This window comes from Bacillus niameyensis (genome assembly GCF_001375535.1).
In the GTDB taxonomy this organism is placed as follows: domain Bacteria; phylum Bacillota; class Bacilli; order Bacillales; family Bacillaceae_C; genus Lederbergia; species Lederbergia niameyensis.
Genome location: NZ_LN831197.1, coordinates 2,230,800 through 2,249,685, shown reverse-complemented (window position 1 = coordinate 2,249,685; position 18,886 = coordinate 2,230,800). Strand labels below are relative to the sequence as shown.

Annotated in this window: 20 protein-coding genes; 18 read left to right on the top strand and 2 right to left on the bottom strand. The window is 38.1% G+C overall.

Features of this window, described 5'->3' with window-relative positions:
* The first annotated feature begins 24 nt into the window (after positions 1 to 24).
* The 3 genes from BN1243_RS10590 to BN1243_RS22345 all read left to right on the top strand — a co-directional run bounded on the left by BN1243_RS10590 (position 25) and on the right by BN1243_RS22345 (position 1,472).
* Complete coding sequence (locus tag BN1243_RS10590) at positions 25 to 375, top strand: DUF2512 family protein (RefSeq protein ID WP_062106617.1); 351 nt, start codon at positions 25 to 27, stop codon at positions 373 to 375.
* A gap of 154 nt (positions 376 to 529) precedes the next feature.
* Positions 530 to 1,027, top strand: a complete 498-nt coding sequence (locus tag BN1243_RS10585) for a hypothetical protein (protein WP_062106615.1) — start codon at positions 530 to 532, stop codon at positions 1,025 to 1,027.
* Positions 1,028 to 1,322: 295 nt separating this feature from the next.
* Complete coding sequence (locus BN1243_RS22345; protein ID WP_195892101.1) at positions 1,323 to 1,472, top strand: Lmo0850 family protein; 150 nt, start codon at positions 1,323 to 1,325, stop codon at positions 1,470 to 1,472.
* Between the two features lie 508 nt (positions 1,473 to 1,980).
* Here the strand turns inward: BN1243_RS22345 and BN1243_RS10580 are convergent.
* Positions 1,981 to 3,288 carry a hemolysin family protein gene (locus tag BN1243_RS10580; RefSeq protein ID WP_062110565.1) on the bottom strand — a complete coding sequence of 436 codons (1,308 nt, stop codon included), beginning with the start codon at positions 3,286 to 3,288 and terminating at the stop codon, positions 1,981 to 1,983.
* 235 nt (positions 3,289 to 3,523) lie between these two features.
* On the opposite strand from BN1243_RS10580, the gene BN1243_RS10575 reads away from it, so the two are divergent.
* The 6 genes from BN1243_RS10575 (at position 3,524) to BN1243_RS10550 (ending at position 10,867) form a co-directional block, all read left to right on the top strand.
* Positions 3,524 to 4,309, top strand: a complete 786-nt coding sequence (locus BN1243_RS10575) for a hypothetical protein (RefSeq protein ID WP_230200170.1) — start codon at positions 3,524 to 3,526, stop codon at positions 4,307 to 4,309.
* A 193-nt stretch (positions 4,310 to 4,502) separates the two neighbouring features.
* Complete coding sequence (locus tag BN1243_RS10570; RefSeq protein WP_062106613.1) at positions 4,503 to 5,576, top strand: D-alanine--D-alanine ligase; 1,074 nt, start codon at positions 4,503 to 4,505, stop codon at positions 5,574 to 5,576.
* Positions 5,577 to 5,659: 83 nt separating this feature from the next.
* On the top strand, positions 5,660 to 7,030 hold the full coding sequence (locus tag BN1243_RS10565) for a UDP-N-acetylmuramoyl-tripeptide--D-alanyl-D-alanine ligase (protein ID WP_062106611.1): 1,371 nt from the start codon (positions 5,660 to 5,662) through the stop codon (positions 7,028 to 7,030).
* Between the two features lie 195 nt (positions 7,031 to 7,225).
* Positions 7,226 to 8,674: a degradosome RNA helicase CshA gene (cshA, locus tag BN1243_RS10560; protein WP_062106609.1), complete on the top strand. Its 1,449-nt coding sequence runs from the start codon at positions 7,226 to 7,228 to the stop codon at positions 8,672 to 8,674.
* A gap of 227 nt (positions 8,675 to 8,901) precedes the next feature.
* Positions 8,902 to 9,390, top strand: coding sequence for a PH domain-containing protein (locus tag BN1243_RS10555; protein WP_062106607.1), 489 nt, complete (start codon positions 8,902 to 8,904; stop codon positions 9,388 to 9,390).
* Positions 9,383 to 10,867 (top strand): PH domain-containing protein, encoded by a 1,485-nt coding sequence (locus BN1243_RS10550; RefSeq protein ID WP_062106605.1) that lies wholly within the window; start codon positions 9,383 to 9,385, stop codon positions 10,865 to 10,867. The genes BN1243_RS10555 and BN1243_RS10550 overlap by 8 nt, the downstream gene beginning before the upstream one ends.
* Positions 10,868 to 10,905: 38 nt before the next feature.
* Here BN1243_RS10550 and BN1243_RS10545 read toward each other — a convergent pair whose 3' ends face one another.
* Positions 10,906 to 11,508: a rhomboid family intramembrane serine protease gene (locus tag BN1243_RS10545; RefSeq protein WP_062106604.1), complete on the bottom strand. Its 603-nt coding sequence runs from the start codon at positions 11,506 to 11,508 to the stop codon at positions 10,906 to 10,908.
* A gap of 109 nt (positions 11,509 to 11,617) precedes the next feature.
* On the opposite strand from BN1243_RS10545, the gene acpS reads away from it, so the two are divergent.
* The 9 genes from acpS to BN1243_RS10500 all read left to right on the top strand — a co-directional run bounded on the left by acpS (position 11,618) and on the right by BN1243_RS10500 (position 18,871).
* On the top strand, positions 11,618 to 11,968 hold the full coding sequence (gene acpS, locus BN1243_RS10540; protein ID WP_062106602.1) for a holo-ACP synthase: 351 nt from the start codon (positions 11,618 to 11,620) through the stop codon (positions 11,966 to 11,968).
* Between the two features lie 292 nt (positions 11,969 to 12,260).
* A complete protein-coding gene (locus BN1243_RS10535) occupies positions 12,261 to 13,283 on the top strand; it encodes a LolA family protein (protein WP_062106600.1) in 1,023 nt (340 codons plus the stop codon).
* Between the two features lie 602 nt (positions 13,284 to 13,885).
* Positions 13,886 to 15,109 carry an alanine racemase gene (alr, locus tag BN1243_RS10530; protein ID WP_230200316.1) on the top strand — a complete coding sequence of 408 codons (1,224 nt, stop codon included), beginning with the start codon at positions 13,886 to 13,888 and terminating at the stop codon, positions 15,107 to 15,109.
* 308 nt (positions 15,110 to 15,417) lie between these two features.
* On the top strand, positions 15,418 to 15,699 hold the full coding sequence (locus tag BN1243_RS10525; protein ID WP_062106596.1) for a CopG family ribbon-helix-helix protein: 282 nt from the start codon (positions 15,418 to 15,420) through the stop codon (positions 15,697 to 15,699).
* 4 nt (positions 15,700 to 15,703) lie between these two features.
* A complete protein-coding gene (locus BN1243_RS10520; RefSeq protein WP_062106594.1) occupies positions 15,704 to 16,054 on the top strand; it encodes a type II toxin-antitoxin system PemK/MazF family toxin in 351 nt (116 codons plus the stop codon).
* Between the two features lie 203 nt (positions 16,055 to 16,257).
* The gene (locus BN1243_RS10515; protein ID WP_062106592.1) at positions 16,258 to 17,091 is read left to right on the top strand and encodes an RsbT co-antagonist protein RsbRA; all 834 of its coding nucleotides are present in this window, start codon (positions 16,258 to 16,260) and stop codon (positions 17,089 to 17,091) included.
* Positions 17,082 to 17,444 carry an STAS domain-containing protein gene (locus tag BN1243_RS10510; protein WP_154669844.1) on the top strand — a complete coding sequence of 121 codons (363 nt, stop codon included), beginning with the start codon at positions 17,082 to 17,084 and terminating at the stop codon, positions 17,442 to 17,444. The genes BN1243_RS10515 and BN1243_RS10510 overlap by 10 nt, the downstream gene beginning before the upstream one ends.
* Positions 17,445 to 17,447: 3 nt before the next feature.
* Complete coding sequence (locus BN1243_RS10505; RefSeq protein WP_062106588.1) at positions 17,448 to 17,849, top strand: anti-sigma regulatory factor; 402 nt, start codon at positions 17,448 to 17,450, stop codon at positions 17,847 to 17,849.
* 14 nt (positions 17,850 to 17,863) lie between these two features.
* The gene (locus BN1243_RS10500; protein ID WP_062106586.1) at positions 17,864 to 18,871 is read left to right on the top strand and encodes a PP2C family protein-serine/threonine phosphatase; all 1,008 of its coding nucleotides are present in this window, start codon (positions 17,864 to 17,866) and stop codon (positions 18,869 to 18,871) included.
* The last annotated feature ends 15 nt before the right edge of the window (positions 18,872 to 18,886 follow it).

Here is an 18,886-nt window from a genome sequence, read left to right as displayed (position 1 = left end):
TCATTAATGAAAAGGAGCTTTCAAATGAATATCGTTATTAAATTAGTTGTTTGTACTCTTACTGTAGTGCTGGCTTCAGCATTATTAACAAATGTACATTTTCCTTATTTCTATCAATCACTAGTAACAGGTGTAACTTTAGCAGTAGCAGGATATTTAACGGAAAAGGCATTATTAAGAAGAGAGACGTTCTGGCTTACTACTGCGACTGACTTTGTCGTTACTGCTATCTTTGTTTATATTTTTGCTTACTTTTTTTCAGGAGCCTATATAACAGTTGTAGGGGCCATTTTAATAGCAGCATTCTTGACGGTGATTGAGTTTTTTGTGCATTTATGGTTATTAAGTACAGGAAGAACAGTTAAAAGTTCATAATGAACGAATCGCCTTCTGTCGTTTTGCTGAAAAATGGCTCGAAAGTTTTTTTCTCCAACTGACAAAACCCCTATCTAATCTACATTATTAGTGAAAGGACATACTGATAGAACTGTTGAAATGTATACATAATATTCATTTCAGGAGGGATATCGTGGAACAGCACATTTTTTCTTCCGAAGCCGCAAAGACGTTACGTATAGGGGTAAGTACCTTAAGGAAATACGCGGCGTTGTTGGAAAGTAAAGGTTATGTATTTGGACGGGGAGCGAATAACGGACGGATTTTTCAGCAAAATGATCTTACACTAATCATGAATATGATGGAGAAAATCGATGCAGAAGGATTAACACTGGATGAAGCGGCAGAATACGTTATTGGGGATTCTACACAAATTAAGAAGATCGAGAAACAAGAAGCAGAAGACTTCAGTGAATTTTTAGCTCAAATTAAGGATTTAGAAGTTCAGCAGGCAACACTTACAGAAATGAATCGAAACTTAGTTAAACAGGTTGCAATCCTTACAGAAAAGATTGAAGAACGCGAAAGAGACAAGCAATTATTCCAACTCATTGAAGAATCACGAAAAAAACGAAAAAGAAAAGGGATTGCTTTATTTCGGCCGCTTACGGTCCTGGCGGGAAAAAGGTAACGTCCTATTCATTACTTTACCTAGCTGTAAGCCCCCCACTTCTAAATTTAAGTGGGGGGCTTACAGCTAATTCCGAAAGTAAAAATATGAGTGATGTTTCACCTTTTTTCCACTGAAAACAAATATAGACAAAATCGATAAAAAAAGGTTATTTTACTTCATATTGGGTAAAGTAAAAGCAACCGATGCAAAAAAGTTGACAAAATCATTACGTATTTGAAAAAGGCATATACAGTCGGAGGATAATAAGGTAAAATATAGTTAAGATGTCAAATCTTAAAGAGGTGTATCCTTTTTGCAAAGAGATCATGATCAACTACAGAAAGTGATTTGTAGTTTATTGGAAAGTGGAGTAAAGATTTCTAAAACGAAATCTCGCCTTGAATTAGGAAAGATTATTGAGGATCTCGAAGTCATCCGAAAACACCCTGAACTCCATTCCTAAAGATGAACAAACCAGGCATGTAAGGACAAGCATACTTGGTTTGTTTTTTATTTGCCAGGAAATGTAAAAAACGTACATATGTCGTTTTTTGGAGGAAATATTATTTCTTGGGAAATAATGTTGTTTATGAACGAAAAAAGACACGTTTTAAGTGTCTTTTTTTGTAGGATTCGCTTCCAACTCCAGCAGCTAGCAAACTTTCAGCTTCTTCCTACGATAAGTCAACATCAGTTCGCCTTATCAGGCTCACTGTGTTTCGTTTATCCCTGGCCAACAGGACGTTGGTCAGAACGGCGTTGCGCCAGGACGGCGCGTCTTTAGCCGTTCATCCTTAACTTAAAAAGTTCGTACGCCGCTGAACAGGCGCTTACGCTTTTCAATGTCTAGCTCCAAGCGGCAGCGACTAGCAAACTTTCAGCTTCTTCCTACGATAAGTCAACATCGATTCGTCCTACGGACTCATCGTGTTTCCTTTATCTCGTCAGAAGCTTAAAAAGTTTGTACGTCGCTAAACGCCGCTTTCTGCTTTTCTTTTCACTTCTACAACGGTAATATGCAGTCCTTCCATGGTATGGACATAGAATTGAAAGTCTTCGGCTTCGACGGTATCTCCTTCTTGTAAATCATATTTTTGTGTGAGCAGCCAGCCGCCGATTGTATCGACTTCTTCTTCAGATAAATGGGTACCTAGAAGATCGTTCACTTCTTCAATTAAAGTTTTGGCGTCGAGTAGATAATGGTGATCCGCAACCTTACGAACATGAGGTATTTCATCCATATCAAACTCATCACGGATTTCACCGACGATTTCCTCTAGAATATCTTCTACAGTAATAATACCTGCCGTTCCACCGTATTCATCTAATAAAACAGCCATATGTGTCCGTTCCTTTTGCATTTTTACTAATAAACTTTGAATAGGTATTGTTTCGATCACTCTAATGATCGGTTTAACATACGGCATGATTGGTTCTTCTTCGCAACAATCTCCGTTAACACAATCCGTAAGAAACTCTTTGACATTCACCAAACCGATAATATTATCCTTGTCGCCATCAATAATAGGATAACGGGTAAATCTTTCTCCTTTAATCGTCTCCATTATTTCCTTAATAGAGGCGGATTTTTCTATAGTGAAGATTTCAACTCTCGGTACCATAATTTCCTTTGCAACTCTGTTATCAAATTCAAAAATTTTATTGACATATCGATATTCTGACTGATTAATTTCCCCGCTTTTATAGCTCTCTGACAGTATAATTCTTAATTCTTCCTCCGAATGAGCGAGATCCCCTTCTGAGGCAGGTTTAAATCCAAATATGCGAACAATCACTTGGGCTGTACTATTCAGTATCCAAATAAATGGATACATGATTTTATAGAAAAACACTAATGGTGCAGCGATAGCTAATGTAATATCTTCTGCCTTCTGAATCGCAATTGTTTTTGGTGCCAGTTCTCCAACTACTACGTTTAAAAAAGTTATTACCATGAATGCTAGGATAAAGGATATAACAGTTGCTAATGATCCATGGATTTGTAGTTTCTTGAATAAAGGTGCTAACAGGGCTTGTACGGTTGGATCGCCGAGCCAACCAAGGCCCAATGCTGCAATTGTAATTCCAAGTTGTGTGGCCGATAAATAACCATCCAAATTATTTAGTACTTTTTTTGCCGTAAGTGCTTTTGTGTGGCCTTCCGCTATTAGCTGGTCGATTCGAGAAGCACGTACTTTAACGATTGCAAATTCAGAAGCAACAAAAAATGCGGTGAATGCGATTAAAAGAATAACGAGTAAGATATTCATGTAGATCATGGAGCAGCTTACTTCTAACGGTATCACCGTGAAGCAAGATTCACCTCCTAGAAGAAAATTTAAGGGCTAAGGATATTCATACTTTACCCTTAAGTAGTACATAATTATCGTGTTTCTTGAAATTTCCTCATAAACTTTATGGAAACCCACTCACAAATAAAAAAAGGCTATGTTATAATGAACTGTATTCAAGCAATTTTGCGAATAAGTCATCTGTTTAGTGAGGGGTTGTCTCTTGAATCATCCTGCAATTGATCGTGGATTTATATATGTTCATATGAACCACGCCAACCAATTTGTTATTTCTTCAGGCATTGAGTTTTCTCATTTTTTGCAAGGCATACCTTCCCAGCCTTCAAATATTTTATTGCTGCGCCATAATTTTGAAGATGGTCATTTTAATATGCATACAATGTTAGATTATGTAGAAGGTGAAATGATTAACAAGTTGGCAAGCGAGGATGTATATAGTTATGGGGATTTCTGCTGGATTGACTTTTCGAATGAAGAAAATGTGAATCATTTAACTGGTCAAGAAATTGCTGAAATTTTGTACTTAGGTCATTTGAAGGAACATTTAAAGCTTCCTTTTTATCGTAAATTAAACAATCAATTCGTCTATCTTGCTCATGATGACGGTTGGTTTAATAAGACATATTATCAAAACTGGGATCACTTTTATACGATGCTAGGCGCAGCCGTGGCAGAAAAGGTGAATTTTCCCCGAGAAATTACGTTTTTTAATCGTTGGAAAAAGAAATCAGTGCCAGCGGTTCCTGCTGAAATTCTGCATCCCTTTATAAGTCACATGAAAGAAGGCATTTTATTTTCCATAGATAAATCAGTTCGGAATCGATTAATGATTGAAATTCCAGTATGGGTTATCGGAGATTATTACGATATGGATGCCATGCTTGAGGAAGGCGAGCTATTAATGGAAACGAAAAAGCCAGATGGGAAAATCGTACTTGATCGAAAGACGGGTGAATGGCAAGCATTGGCCAACTATTCTTCTAAATAATTTAACGTGGACACTTAAGTGTTTCCGCGTTTTTTATTGCTTAGGAAATATAAATTGAGACAATGTGTATAGTTAAACAATAGACATTAGACGGTACACTTGAGGGCTAATGCCCATATAATAGTATAAATTTTAGAACACATTCACTTATCGTGGTAAAATAATTAACATCTGCACAATATGGAGGATTTATATGAAAACGAATCTTTGTCTTTTATACGGTGGAAAGTCAGCTGAACATGAAGTATCTTTACAGACAGCAAAAGCGGTTATTCAAGCGCTAGACACTAATAAATTTTCAATTTACCCAATCTTTATTTCAAAAGAGGGAAATTGGGTAAAAGGATCAGAATTAATTGGTCCCGTTTCTGATATTAAGTCGCTCGAATTTAAAAAAGAAGGTCAAGAGATTAGCCCTAATGCATTAACTACTAGTTTTACTCAAACCGATGATCGGAACATGGATGTAGTATTTCCATTGTTACATGGTCCTAACGGCGAAGATGGAACGGTTCAAGGAATGTTAGAATTACTAAATATTCCATATGTTGGGAATGGAGTTCTTGCTTCGTCCGCAGGTATGGATAAAGTAATTATGAAAAATTTATTTGCCCAAGCAGGATTAGCTCAAGTAAAATATGTCTCATTTGTCCGCAGTTCATGGGAAGCTTTGCCTGAGCAAGCATATGAACAAGTGGAAACAGAAATCGGGTATCCTTGTTTTGTAAAACCTGCTAATTTAGGTTCAAGTGTTGGAATTAGTAAATGTGAAAATCGTACAGAGTTAATGGAAGCATTTACGGAGGCCTTTCAATATGACCGGAAAATTATTATTGAAGAAGGCGTAGAAGCTCGTGAGATTGAGGTCGGTGTACTCGGAAACGATTTGCCCGAGTGTTCAATAGCTGGTGAAATTGTTCCGAAAAAAGAATTTTACGACTATCATGCAAAATATATTGAAGGCGATACAGAGTTAATTATTCCGGCAGAAATCTCTTCAGAAAAGTATGCCGAAGTAAAAGAATTGGCGATCCGTGCTTTTAAAGCATTAGATTGTTCAGGGCTAGTTCGAGCAGACTTTTTCATGACAAAAGAGGGGAAAATCCTCATTAACGAAATCAATACGATGCCAGGATTTACTCCTGTAAGTATGTTCCCGCTTCTTTGGAAGCATTCAGGACTTGAATATCCTGAATTAGTTGAGCGCCTTATACAATTAGCCATCGAGCGCCATAACGAAAAACAACAAATCATTCATACCTTCTAATTCCGAAAATAGAACCTAAAATTGACGAAAAAAAAGCTGTCCCAAAAATTGCTGGGACAGCTATGTGCGTGAGGAGGAGAATTATGATTCAACGGACAATTGAACAATTAGCTGAGATGATTAAAGTTGAAAATGATGTATCAGCATTTAAGGAACACTCCATAAAAGGGGTAGCATTTGATACGAGGATCATTGAGGAAGGGAATTTATTTGTCCCTTTGCGAAGTGAAAAAGCGGATGGACATCAGTATGTTCAAATGGCACTTGAAAATGGTGCGGCTGCTGTTCTTTGGCAAAAGGATGAGCCTAATCCACCCAAAAATGCACCTGTTTTAATCGTAGAAGATACACTGCTTGCCCTTCAGGAGTTGGCACACTCCTATCGAAAACAAGTAGCCCCTAAAGTAGTTGGAATCACGGGCAGTAATGGGAAAACAACGACAAAGGATATAGCGGCATCCGTTTTTTCTGAAAAATACCGGGTTCATAAAACAGATGGGAATTTTAATAATCATATTGGTTTGCCGATTACGATTTTATTAATGCCTGAGGATACAGAAGTCCTTATTCTTGAAATGGGGATGAATCATACTGGTGAAATCTCTGTACTTACAAAAATCGCTTGTCCGGATGTGGCGATCATTACGAATATAGGGGAAGCACATCTTCAAGAGTTAGGCTCTCGGAAAGCCATTGCGGAAGCAAAACTAGAAATTATAGAAGGTCTTACAGAGAATGGTTTACTTGTTTATCCAGGAAGCGAACTACTTGTGTCAAGTAAAGTTTCGTCATTACATCAGTATCGTTTCCAAACCTTTGGTGAATCCTCAGAAAACGATCTCTATCCAGCTCAAATAAAGATTGATGAAAATGGAAGTACCTTTATAGTTCCAGGTCTGTCCAACGAGTCATTATTTATTCCCTTAGCAGGAAATCATAATGTTCAAAATGCATTAGCTGTTATTTTAGCTGCTAGGGAATTATTTATTCCAACTTCATCCATAAAACAAGGTTTGAAATCTGTAAAAATGTCGAATATGAGAATGGAGTGGCATCAAGGTATAAAAGGAACGAAAATACTAAATGATGCGTATAACGCTAGTCCCACCTCAATGCGTGCCGTTATTTCTATGTTTTCTAATATGAAAGGCGAAAAAATAGTGGTTCTTGGTGATATGCTGGAATTGGGAGAAGAGGAAATAAATTACCATCAGCAAATTGGCGACGAACTCGACCCAAGGAAAATTAAGTATGTGTTTACATACGGGAACCTTGGGAAATATATTGCTAAGGCGGCGAAACAGCATTTTAAAGATGACCATGTTTTTGCCTTTACTAATAAGGATGAGCTAATTGCTACTTTAACCTCTAAGATTATTGGTAATGAGATCATTCTATTCAAAGCCTCAAGAGGAGTTAAGTTGGAAGAGGTTGTAGATGCTCTTAAAAGGTAAAACCGCCACTTACCAAATTTTACTACGAACCAAAATTGTATTCAAAAACAATTAATGATAGAATTATCAACATCGTTTACAATTTTTTGCATTCGTTTCATTTAAGGACGCTTTAAAAACGCAGTAGGACTGGGACAAAATCCAGAGAGGCATATAATGTCTCAATTTGTAGGAATCAAAGGAGATTGAGAAGCATTGACGAAGTTTGCAGAACTTAATTTAAGCCCCGCTCTTTTAAAAGCAGTTAATCGAATGGGCTTTGAAGAAGCAACACCTATTCAAGCAAAGACCATTCCATTAAGCATGCAAGGTAAAGATTTAATTGGGCAGGCGCAAACTGGTACAGGTAAAACCGCCGCATTCGGAATACCTTTAATTGAAAAAATCGACGTAAAATCCCAGTATGTACAAGGAATTATTATTGCTCCAACTCGGGAACTTGCTATTCAGGTATCTGAAGAATTATATAGAATTGGGCAAGATGCCCGTATCCGTGTACTTGCTGTCTATGGTGGATCAGATATACAACGTCAGATTCGGGCACTAAAAAAGGGTCCCCATATTATTGTTGGAACACCTGGACGAATTTTGGATCATATTAACCGCAGAACATTGAAATTAGATCAAGTTCATACGCTTATTTTAGATGAAGCGGATGAAATGTTGAACATGGGATTCATTGATGATATTGAATCTATTCTCAAAACTGTTCCAGATGAAAGACAGACATTGCTCTTTTCAGCAACGATGCCGACACCGATTCGTAAAATTGCTGAGCGTTTCATGAAATCGCCAGAAGTCGTTCGTGTTGAAGCAAAAGAAATGACTGTTCCATTAATTGAACAATATTTTGTTAAAGTTCATGAAAGAGAAAAATTTGATGTGCTAGCTCGGTTGATTGATGTTCAGTCTCCTGAACTTGCCATCGTCTTTGGTCGGACAAAACGACGTGTAGACGAATTATCAAATGCTCTTACACTCAGAGGTTATGCTGCAGAAGGAATTCACGGTGATTTAAGCCAAGCGAAGCGTTTGTCTGTCCTAAAGAAATTTAAAGATGGACGCATTGATGTCCTTGTGGCAACAGATGTAGCTGCTCGTGGTTTAGATATTTCCGGGGTTACCCATGTATATAACTACGATATCCCTCAAGATCCAGAAAGCTATGTTCACCGAATTGGCCGTACAGGACGCGCTGGGAAAGAAGGGATGGCCATTACGTTTGTAAGTCCTCGCGAAATGGGTTACCTTCGAATCGTGGAGCAAACAACGAAAAAACGCATGCAACCAATGCGTCCACCAACATATGATGAAGCTCTTGAAGGTCAACAACGTGCTGCTAAGGAGCAATTGGAAGAAGTAATCAAAGAAGGAAGCTTCGATGATTATAAAGTTGTAGCTAATGAACTTCTAACAGAATATGATGATGCCACAGCAATCGTTGCGGCAGCACTAAAAGTTTTAACAAAAGAACCTGATAAAACACCGGTTCAAATAACGGAAGAACGTCCACTTCCATCGAAACGAGATTCATACCAAGGCGGAGGCGGAAACGGTGGCAACCGTAATCGTCGCGGAAAATCCGGTCAAAAACCTTCTTACAAAGGAAACCGCAAACCGCAACGCCGATCTGGCAAACGCTAAAAAACGGATATTAGCCGAAAATAAAACGGGTTACATTCGCTAAAAATGGTAAGCGATCATAACAAATCACAGTCCTCTGTGCAATTAAAAGCAATCGGAATCCGCCGATTGCTTTTTTTACATAAAGCTGTTTTAAATTATTTTATAGTAACGATTTCTGTTTTTTGGAACTTATTCAACAAATGAATCGTATAAAAAAGGAAGATTATAGAAAAGGAGGCAGGCGGATGGAAAGTAAGCAGCCGAGGAAAATGATTTCCAAGCGCGGTTTAAAAGTGTGGCGTATATCTGGTGGGATTTTATCTTTAGTGTTATGGATCATTTTAATTGCGTTTATAGCAATTGCCTATTTTTTCGATTGGGCGGCTTGGATATGGATTGGTCTTATTGGAATAGTCTTAGTTCTTCTTTTTACTCTTTTAATGACATGGATCATACCTGGAATTAGATGGCGGAGATGGAGATATGAAGTTAGAGAACAAGAAATAGAGCTGCAACATGGCGTATTTGTCATTACTCGCACGTTAGTTCCGATGGTGAGAGTTCAACATGTGGATACGGTGCAAGGGCCAATTCTTCGTAAATACAAGCTCGCTACAATTCAAATTTCAACGGCAGCAACTCAACATGAAATTCCTGCTGTTGACTTGGAAGAGGCGGAAGAGATGAGACATGCGATATCTCGCCTTGCAAGGGTGGCAGAAGAAGATGTTTGAACCGAAAAGATTGCATCCAATTACAATTATTCTCACCATAGGAAAGAACATTAAGGAAATTATTGTTCCAATATTTATTTACTTCTTTATTCTCTTTTTTAAGGAACCATCTGATAGTTATTGGGTTAGATACAGTCCCGTCCTGTTTGTAGCGGTTGCTTTAATCATCATGAGCATAACAAACACATTAAAATGGGCACGGTATACATATCGAATAGAGGACAATGAGCTGCGAATTGAACATGGTCTATTTGTTAAAAAGAAACGTTATATCCCGTTTGAGAGAATTCAAAGCCTCGACTTCTCAGAAAATATTTTACATCGTCCTTTCGGGTTAGTTAAGGTAAAAGTAGAAACTGCAGGTGGAGGTCAAGACGAATCTGAAGCAGAGATGACCGCTATAAAAAAGACAGATGCGATGGAAATTCGTCGAATCATTGCAGAGGCGAAAGATAATGAGAAAATACCAACTGAAGAAGTTAGTGAAAAGAATGCAGTCTTTTCCAACGAAACAATACTTTATAAAATCTCACGCAAGCAGTTGTTATTTTTCGCTTCAACATCAGGACGTGCAGGTGTAATTATTTCAGCAATTATTGCTTTTGGGGCTCAATTTCAAGACTTGCTGCCTTTTGATAAGGTTTTTAAAGAAGTGGAGAATATTGCAAGAGCTGGACTATGGATCGTCATTTTCATTGTCATAGCGATGTTAATTGTCTCTTGGCTTATATCAGTTACGTGGGCATATCTAAAATATAATGACTTCACATTGAATTTAGTAAATAACGAAATGGTGATTACTCGTGGGCTTTTAGAAAAGCGAACAACTACGATTCCGATTCGGAGAATACAAGCTGTGAAAATAAGTGAAAGTTTATTCAGACAGCCATTTGGCTATGCAAGTGTATCAGTTGAGTATGCTGGCAGTTCTATTCCGGATGAAAGTCAAATTGAAGGACTAATAATGCCAGTAGTCAAGAAAAAGGATGTAAGTCGTTTTCTAAAGGAAGCACTGCCGGATTATACATTTGATCTCGATTTCATTGGCGTTCCTAAAAGGGCAAAATATCGGTTCTTTTTTATAAAAACTTTGTTCGCGGCGATTTTAACGTGTATACTGTCGATTTGGTTATGGCCTTATAGTTTACTAGGTATCTTATTGATCGTTGGAGCTTGGCTACTTGGAATATTACAATACCGTTCTGCGGGCTGGAACATTACGGAAGATCAACTTACATTGAGAAGTAGATGGATTCAACAGGAAACATTTTTTGTGAAAAAGAATCGGATGCAGTCGTTAGATTTGTTTGCTAATTGGTTTCAAGAACGAGCAAACCTTAGAAGCGTCGCGACCGCGGTAATGAGCGGTGGAAGCGGAGGGGCTGGAGTTAGACATATAAACAAAAAGGACGCCCAGACCATATTTGAATGGTATCGTCCATCCGAAAAAATGAATGTCATCCGTGAGAAAGAATAGTTTTCTCACGGATTTTACATAGTGTAAGCGGTTGGAAGTTATCTAAAGCGAATTGGCCGGAAATGTAGAAGAATTCTTCCAATTAACAATCCGCTAATCAATCCGAATATATGTCCAGCTATGTTGACATTAGATGTGAAAAACGTCATGACGATACTAATGACTGCTATGGGAAGAATAACTTGCTTTCCTTGAATAGGCATATATTCTTTTTTAAATAAAATGACTGCTAAATAGACTCCGAACAACCCAAAAATCGCGCCACTTGCCCCGATATGACTATAGTTTGGTGGGTGGACAAGCAATGTTGCAATATTGGCGCCAATCCCACATGCTAAATAGACAACAATAAACATTAGCTTTCCTAAGGCCTTCTCAAGTGCCGGGCCAAATAATATTAGGGAAAATGAATTGAATAAAAGATGTGCAAAGGCAATATGGACAAATATCGGTGTAACGAGGCGCCAGTATTCCCCCTCAGTAATGAGAAAATTCACCCCAACTAACGATTCGAAAATAGCTCTACCAGGGAAAATAGGCAAATGTATCATGGAGAAAAGGATTATATGGATTGCGATTATGACAGAGATTATTGGATAAAATTTAAGGAATTGTTTAAAACTTTCTGTTCTAACAAACATGGACTCTTCTCCTTTCAGGAGCTGCAGTATACTTTTCATTAGCATAAAGGAAATATGCTAGATGAACAACTTTTTTACTATACATAGAATGATCAAAGGAGAAATATTCATGATAATTGGGATTGGCTTAGATATTGTGGAAGTAGAGCGAATTGCAAATTTGAGTATTCGCCAAGAGCGCTTTTCGAAGCGGATATTAACGGTAAATGAGTTAAAGAGTTATGAGCGCCTTTCAAATAGGCGAAAAGTTGAATATTTAGCAGGACGATTTGCCGCAAAAGAAGCCTATGCAAAAGCAAGGGGTACAGGCATAGGCAGTCATCTATCTTTTTTAGATATCGAAATAGGCACAGATGAAAATGGAAAGCCGTGGATTGTGAAACCGGAATTTGCTAACCCCCACGTATCAATTACTCATACACATCAATATGCCGCTGCTCAGGTTGTTATTGAAGGATAAGAGTGAAGCAGTACGAATTGATAGGCTTTTGTATTGTGTAAAGGAATTCTAAGCATATAATAGGTGAACAAATCGTTAAGTAACGGTTGCTACCGCTTTTCTTCCCAATCTTGACATATTGTCCATACTTGTCTCATATATTTTTAATGCTTGGGAAAGAGGGGGTTAGCTGGGGGTGATTACTACACTTTAGCGGAACGGTCGCGAGTGGAAAAAATGTGATGATTAATTATCTCGCAGCAGCTTTCTCTTTTCTTTTATGGACAAATGAGATAATAAAGGGGCTGAAAAAATGAGAAAGGGGCTTTGGTTTTTTGGTTTGATGCTCGTAGCAATCGTGATGCTCTCAGCCTGTGGTGCTAAATCGCAGGAAGATGTAACAAAGGATTTACAGAAAAAGGTAGAGAATTTAAAGGGGTATAAGGTTGAGGCGAAAATGACATTAACAGTCGGGAATGAGCCTCAAACCTATAATATTGATGTCTGGCATGAAAAACCAGGTAATTATCGTGTCCATTTAAAGAAACCTGAAAAGGAACAAAGTCAGATGATTGTCCGTAATAAAAATGGAGTTTTCGTACTTACTCCGGCCTTGAACAAAAGCTATCGTTTTCAAAGTGAATGGCCAGACAATAGTAGCCAAGCCTACTTATACGGATCGCTCGTAAAAGATATTTTGGATGATAAGGAAGCTACGTTCAAAGCGGAAAAAGACCATTATATCTTTAAGACGAAAACACGCTATCAAAACAAAAATATGTTACCTACCCAAGAGATTACCTTCAAAAAGGGTACTCTCGAACCTGTCAGTGTAAAAGTTATGGATACTAATCAACAACCTGTTTTAACAGTGGAATTTGCCAAAGCGGACTTTAATGCTAAATTTGATGAGAATTCCTTTGATGCGAAGAATAGTATGACAAGTGCTCAACTTGAAATTCTCCCAGTTATGGGAAATCTAGATGAAAAAGAAGAGTTCACAGTCAAGTATTCTATGGCGGAAATCCCAGGAGTCGATCTTCATGATGAAAAGACAGTTATGACTGAAAATGGGAAACGGGTATTATTATCTTATACGGGTGAGAAGTCGTTTACGATTTTCCAGGAAGCTGCTGAAGCGATACCTACTTCCACAATGGAAATCGTTCAGATGAATGGTGAAATGGTTGATCTTGGTTTTGCCATTGGAGCATTGACAGATGGATCGATCAGTTGGACTGACAGTGGTGTGGACTATATGGTCATTTCTAATGATTTATCACCAGAAGAAATGGTCATGGTTGCTAAATCAGTTCAAGGTGGGGCAATAAAATAAGGTATATGGAATTTTCTTGCAGGCCTTTTCTTGTAATAGGTCTGTTTTTCTTTGTGAAAAAATGTTATGTCCTTCTGCCAAAATCTAATTTCCGGTTTTGAAGGATGATTCTCCTACAATAGGTTACAATTGAAATAAACGCCTTTACCTTATCGTAGCTTCAGGCGACAGTGACTAGCGAACTTTCAGCTTCTTCCTACGATAAGTCAACATCAGTTCGCCTTATCAGGCTCACTGTGTTTCCTTTATCTCGGGCCAACAGGACGTTGGTCAGAACGGCGTTGCGCCAGGACGGCGCGTCTTTAGCCGTTCATCCTAATAATAAAAAGTTCGTACGTCGCTAAACGCCACCTTACGCTTTTCTTTGTCTAGCTACAAGCGGCAGCGACTAGCGAACTTTCAGCTTCTTCCTACGATAAGTCAACATCAGTTCGCCTTATCAGGCTCACTGTGTTTCCTTTATCTCAGGCCAACAGGACGTTGGTCAGAACGGCGTTGCGCCAGGACGGCGCGTCTTTAGCCGTTCATCCTAATAATAAAAAGTTCGTACGTCGCAAAACGCCGCTTTCCGCTTTTCTTATTTGACAACTCTCTATGTGAGTTTGATAATTATAACCATTCAATCAAAAGCTTTAGGAAGTGACTCGTTTGTGGAAGAATTTTATCGCGATACTTGGGCGGAAATTAATTTAGACGCTATTTTTTATAATTTAACTGAAATTCGGAATCAGCTTCCGAATGATACGAAGGTGTTTGTTGCAGTAAAAGCGAATGGTTATGGACATGGAGATGTACAAGTGGCAAGAACTGTACTTGCTGCTGGGGCACACGGTCTCCTAGTAGCCTTTTTAGACGAGGCTCTTGCGCTAAGAGACAGTGGGATTACGGCTCCGATTCTTGTGTTAGGTGCCACACGGCCTAAGGATGCTGGGATTGCAGCCGAAAAAAATATTTCTTTAACTGTTTTTCAACATGAATGGCTTCTGAAAGCCGAGGAAAGTATTACCACAGATACGAAGCTTCATGTCCATATAAAATGTGATACTGGCATGAATCGAATAGGAATAAAAGAAGAAAATGAATTACAGCAGATTGAGGATGCTTTACAACAATCCGATTCCTTTTACTTTGAAGGCATCTTTACACATTTCGCTACTGCCGATCAAGTGGAAGACAGCTATTATAAGGAGCAGTTAACTCGATTTAAACATTTTCTGAAAATGTTAAAAGCATTTCCTCCATATGTACATGCTGCTAATAGTGCGGCAGCTTTAGTTCACATTGATTCCATTTTTAATGCGGTTAGAATCGGTATAGCGGCTTATGGATTATCTCCGTCCGAAGAAATCAAGACGCAATTGCCATTCAAATTAAAAGAGGCTTTTTCTTTAAAAACTAAAATAACGTATATAAAGAAACTCATTGCTGGAGAAAAAGTAGGTTATGGGGCAACTTACACAGCCAATGAAGAGGAATGGCTTGCAACGATTCCGATTGGTTATGCGGATGGATGGATTAGAAGGCTACAAGGAATGAAAGTACTGGCAAACGGTGAAATGGTTCCTATTGTTGGAAGAATATGTATGGATCAGACAATGATTAGGCTTCCTCGTCACATACCTGTTGGAACAACAATCATACTTATTGGCTGTCAGCAAGGTCAATCTGTTTCGGTGGATGATATTGCCAACAAACTGGGCACAATAAATTATGAGGTTACTTGTACGATTTCCAATCGGGTGCCACGTGTTTATATCGTAAATGGAAGTCGAATTTCTTCAAATTCCGAAATTATTGCCGAAAATTTTAAAAAAATTAGCAATTAATGCAGGAGATTCTCGAGAAAAGCAGAAATATATGTATTATAAAATAATTTATAGGTTGATAATAGGGATGAAATCCTAAATTAGCCTATGCATGGGTGCCTTAAGATGGTATCATTAAAGAAAAGTATTCGGAGTCAGGACGTCTTTTTATTTTGGCGCAATTAGCAGTCCTAGTTGATGCGAAAAGGTACTAGGTCATAACCTGGCAATATGCGATGTCCTATCGTAAAGGCGGAACGGAGCTATCCTAGCCGTCGGAACTGAATAAAAGAAAATATTGGCTTGTAGTGACTGTGGAGGTGTAGTCGGTGTCTGAATCGGGCGCAAAAACTGAAATCATGATCCGCTTACCGCAACAAATGATTGCGGAATTAGATGGCTTTGCCGAATTGGAGCAAGTTAATCGAGATGAATTTATTTATCGTGCTACAAAAATGTATCTTCGTGAACGCAGAAAGCGTCAAATTGTGGAATCGATGAGGCGGGGATATATGGAAATGGCAAAAATTAATTTGGCAATTGCATCTGAAGCAATCCAAGCAGAATATGAAGCAGAAAATACAGTCGAACGGCTTGTAAGCGGAGGCTAATCTTTTGAGTGTAAAGCGTGGTGATGTGTATTTCGCCGACTTATCCCCAGTGGTCGGGTCTGAACAAGGTGGTGTCCGGCCAGTTTTGGTTCTTCAAAATGATATTGGGAATCGATTTAGCCCAACAGTCATTATCGCCGCTATAACGGCACAGATTCAAAAAGCCAAATTGCCAACCCATGTAGAAATTGATGCCAAAAAATATGGCTTTGAAAGAGACTCGGTCCTATTGCTTGAACAAATCAGAACGATTGATAAGCAACGATTAACGGATAAAATTACACATCTAGACGAAGAAATGATGGAAAAAGTAGATGAAGCCTTGCAAATAAGCCTAGGTCTCATTGATTTTTAAAGGCGCTTGCTGTACTAACAGAAGGCGTCTTTTTTCTATATGACAAGGAAGGTTTTTCTAACAAATACAAGTTATTCTGAATTTTCTACGTGTAACTATTTGAGTTTATTAGGTAAATATTGTTAAAATGTTAAATAATATCTTTTAAATAGATAGAATAACAAAATACCACCTATGCTATTCACTAAGAGGGGGAAGTATGAATGAACAAGGAAATCGCTAATTATATAAGAAGACATGAGACGAAGATCTTAGAAGATTGGATGCATGAAATGCAAAAGAAGGTTGATGAAAGATCCTTCAGTGTTATATCTGATCAAGTTTTCTTAAATACAAGTAAAGAATTTATGGAGCTAGTGTTCTCAAATCTACTAGATACTGAAGAGGAATATAATGGGAAAATTGGTGACTTTGCAGCAAACATCGTCAGACTAGGTTGGCCATTATCATTTTTATCAAGAGGGATAAGAACTTTTCGAACCATTCTATTTAAGGAAATGACATCGGAAAGTAAGTATAATGTGGAGCAAATAAAAAAATTAGTACTAGACTTTGAGAATTGGCTTTCTCCTATGCAAGATAAAATGGTAGAAACGTATTCAGATACGTGGGAAAAGACTATAAACTTACAAAAAATAGCTTTACAAGAACTATCCGCACCACTTATTCCGGTATTCGAGAAAATTTCGATTATGCCATTAGTTGGTACGATTGATACGGAAAGAGCACGCTTAATTATGGAAAACTTACTTACGGGTGTAGTTAGACACAGATCAGAAGTTGTCCTTATTGATATTACTGGAGTACCAGTAGTGGACACGATGGTCGCTCATCATATCATTCAGGCTGCTGACGCTGTTAGACTTGTTGGAGCAAAATGCATGATTGTTGGAATTCGTCCTGAAATTGCGCAAACAATTGTGAACCTAGGGATTGACCTTAATCACATTACAACAACAAGTACATTACAAAAAGGAATGGGAGAGGCACTTAGATTTACAAATCGAGAAATTGTGTCAGTGGAGGGATTAGATTGAGAATTCCAATATTAAAGCTTCGTGATTGTCTGCTTGTTTCTATTCAATGGGAACTTGATGATCAAACTGCCTTACAGTTTCAAGAGGATTTATTGCATAAAATTCATCAGACAAATGCAAGTGGTGTAGTCCTAGATCTTACATCTATTGATTTTATTGATTCTTTTATTGCAAAGGTATTGGGAGATGTTATTGAAATGTCAAAATTAATGGGCGCAAAAATTGTTATTACTGGAATACAGCCCGCAGTAGCCATTACTTTGCTTGAGTTAGGAATCCGCTTGGATGATGCTATGACTGCTTTAGATTTGGAAAACGGCTTAGACAAACTACAACAGGAACTGGGGGAATAGCCTATGGAGCTGCAGTCCTGTGTTAAAATAATGAATGAATGGGACATCGTAGCAGTTCGCCAACTAGGCAGAAATGTGGCAAAGGAGCTTGGATTTGGGACAGTAGACCAGGCAAGAATCACGACTGCAATCAGCGAATTGGCCCGTAATATTTTCTTATATGCAGGTCAGGGTGAAGTATCTATTGAAAAGTGTTATCACGAAGGTAAAAGAGGTTTGAAAGTTATTGCCAAGGACAAGGGTCCAGGTATTTCTGACATACGCAAGGTTTTAGAAGACGGTTTTACAACATCCGGAGGGCTGGGAGCTGGTCTTCCGGGAGTAAGACGCTTGATGGATGAATTTGATATTCAGTCTGAAATTGATGAAGGTACTGAAATTATTGCAGTTAAGTGGCTCCGATAGGAGGACATATCTATATGGTCTTGAGTGAATTTTTAAAAGGTAAATATCAAGAAGTTATCTACAGTTATTTAAAAGATCATAATGAACAAGCCTTATATCAAGGACAAAAGTTAAGTAGGAAATTCATTGAACTTCATATCTCTCCAGAAGAAATTATCAGTTTTCACAAGTTGATCATAATGGAAAAGGGTTTCACAGCACAGAATGTATTAGATTCTTTTGATATTTTACTAGAAGTGATGATGGGCTATGGTTTGGCATATCGAGAACATCAAAGCCTTCGAATAGAGCAGTTTGCTTTAAAACATGAAATTGAAGTGGCGGCTAAAATGCAGCAAACCTTAATGAGGACGTCCATTCCTCATATTGATGGTATGGATATTGGTGCTATTAGCGTGCCGGCAAGACAGATGAATGGTGATTATCATCACTTTATGAAGGATGAAAAAGAGCGCCTCGGGATTGCGATTGCTGATGTAATTGGCAAAGGAATTCCTGCAGCATTATCAATGTCCATGATTAAATATGCCATTGATAGCTTACCAGAAAATCAGCATAGTCCGAAAGTGATTCTTGAAAACCTAAATAGAGTGGTAGAACAAAATGTTGATCCAAGCATGTTTATTACAATGTGTTACGGTGTCTATGATCCTTCTCTACATACATTTACATATGCGTCTGCAGGCCATGAACCTGGTTTTATATATTGTTCAGAAGAACAGAAGTTTCATGATTTAAAAGCGAGAGGTTTATTGTTAGGCATTGAAAAAAAGATTAACTATGTGGAATATATGGAGACGCTTTCGGCAGGTGATATGATCATTCTTTTATCAGATGGGGTGACAGAATGCCGAACTGGAGAAGGGTTTATAGAGCGTGATGATTTAACCAAAATGATTGGTCAATACATACATTTGCAAGCACAAGAAATTGTTGCGAGCATTTATAAAGATTTAGAGCGCCTTCAAGATTTCGAACTAAGAGACGATTTCACTTTGATTATTTTAAAAAGGACAGGGTAAAAAGTTTTATTTTTT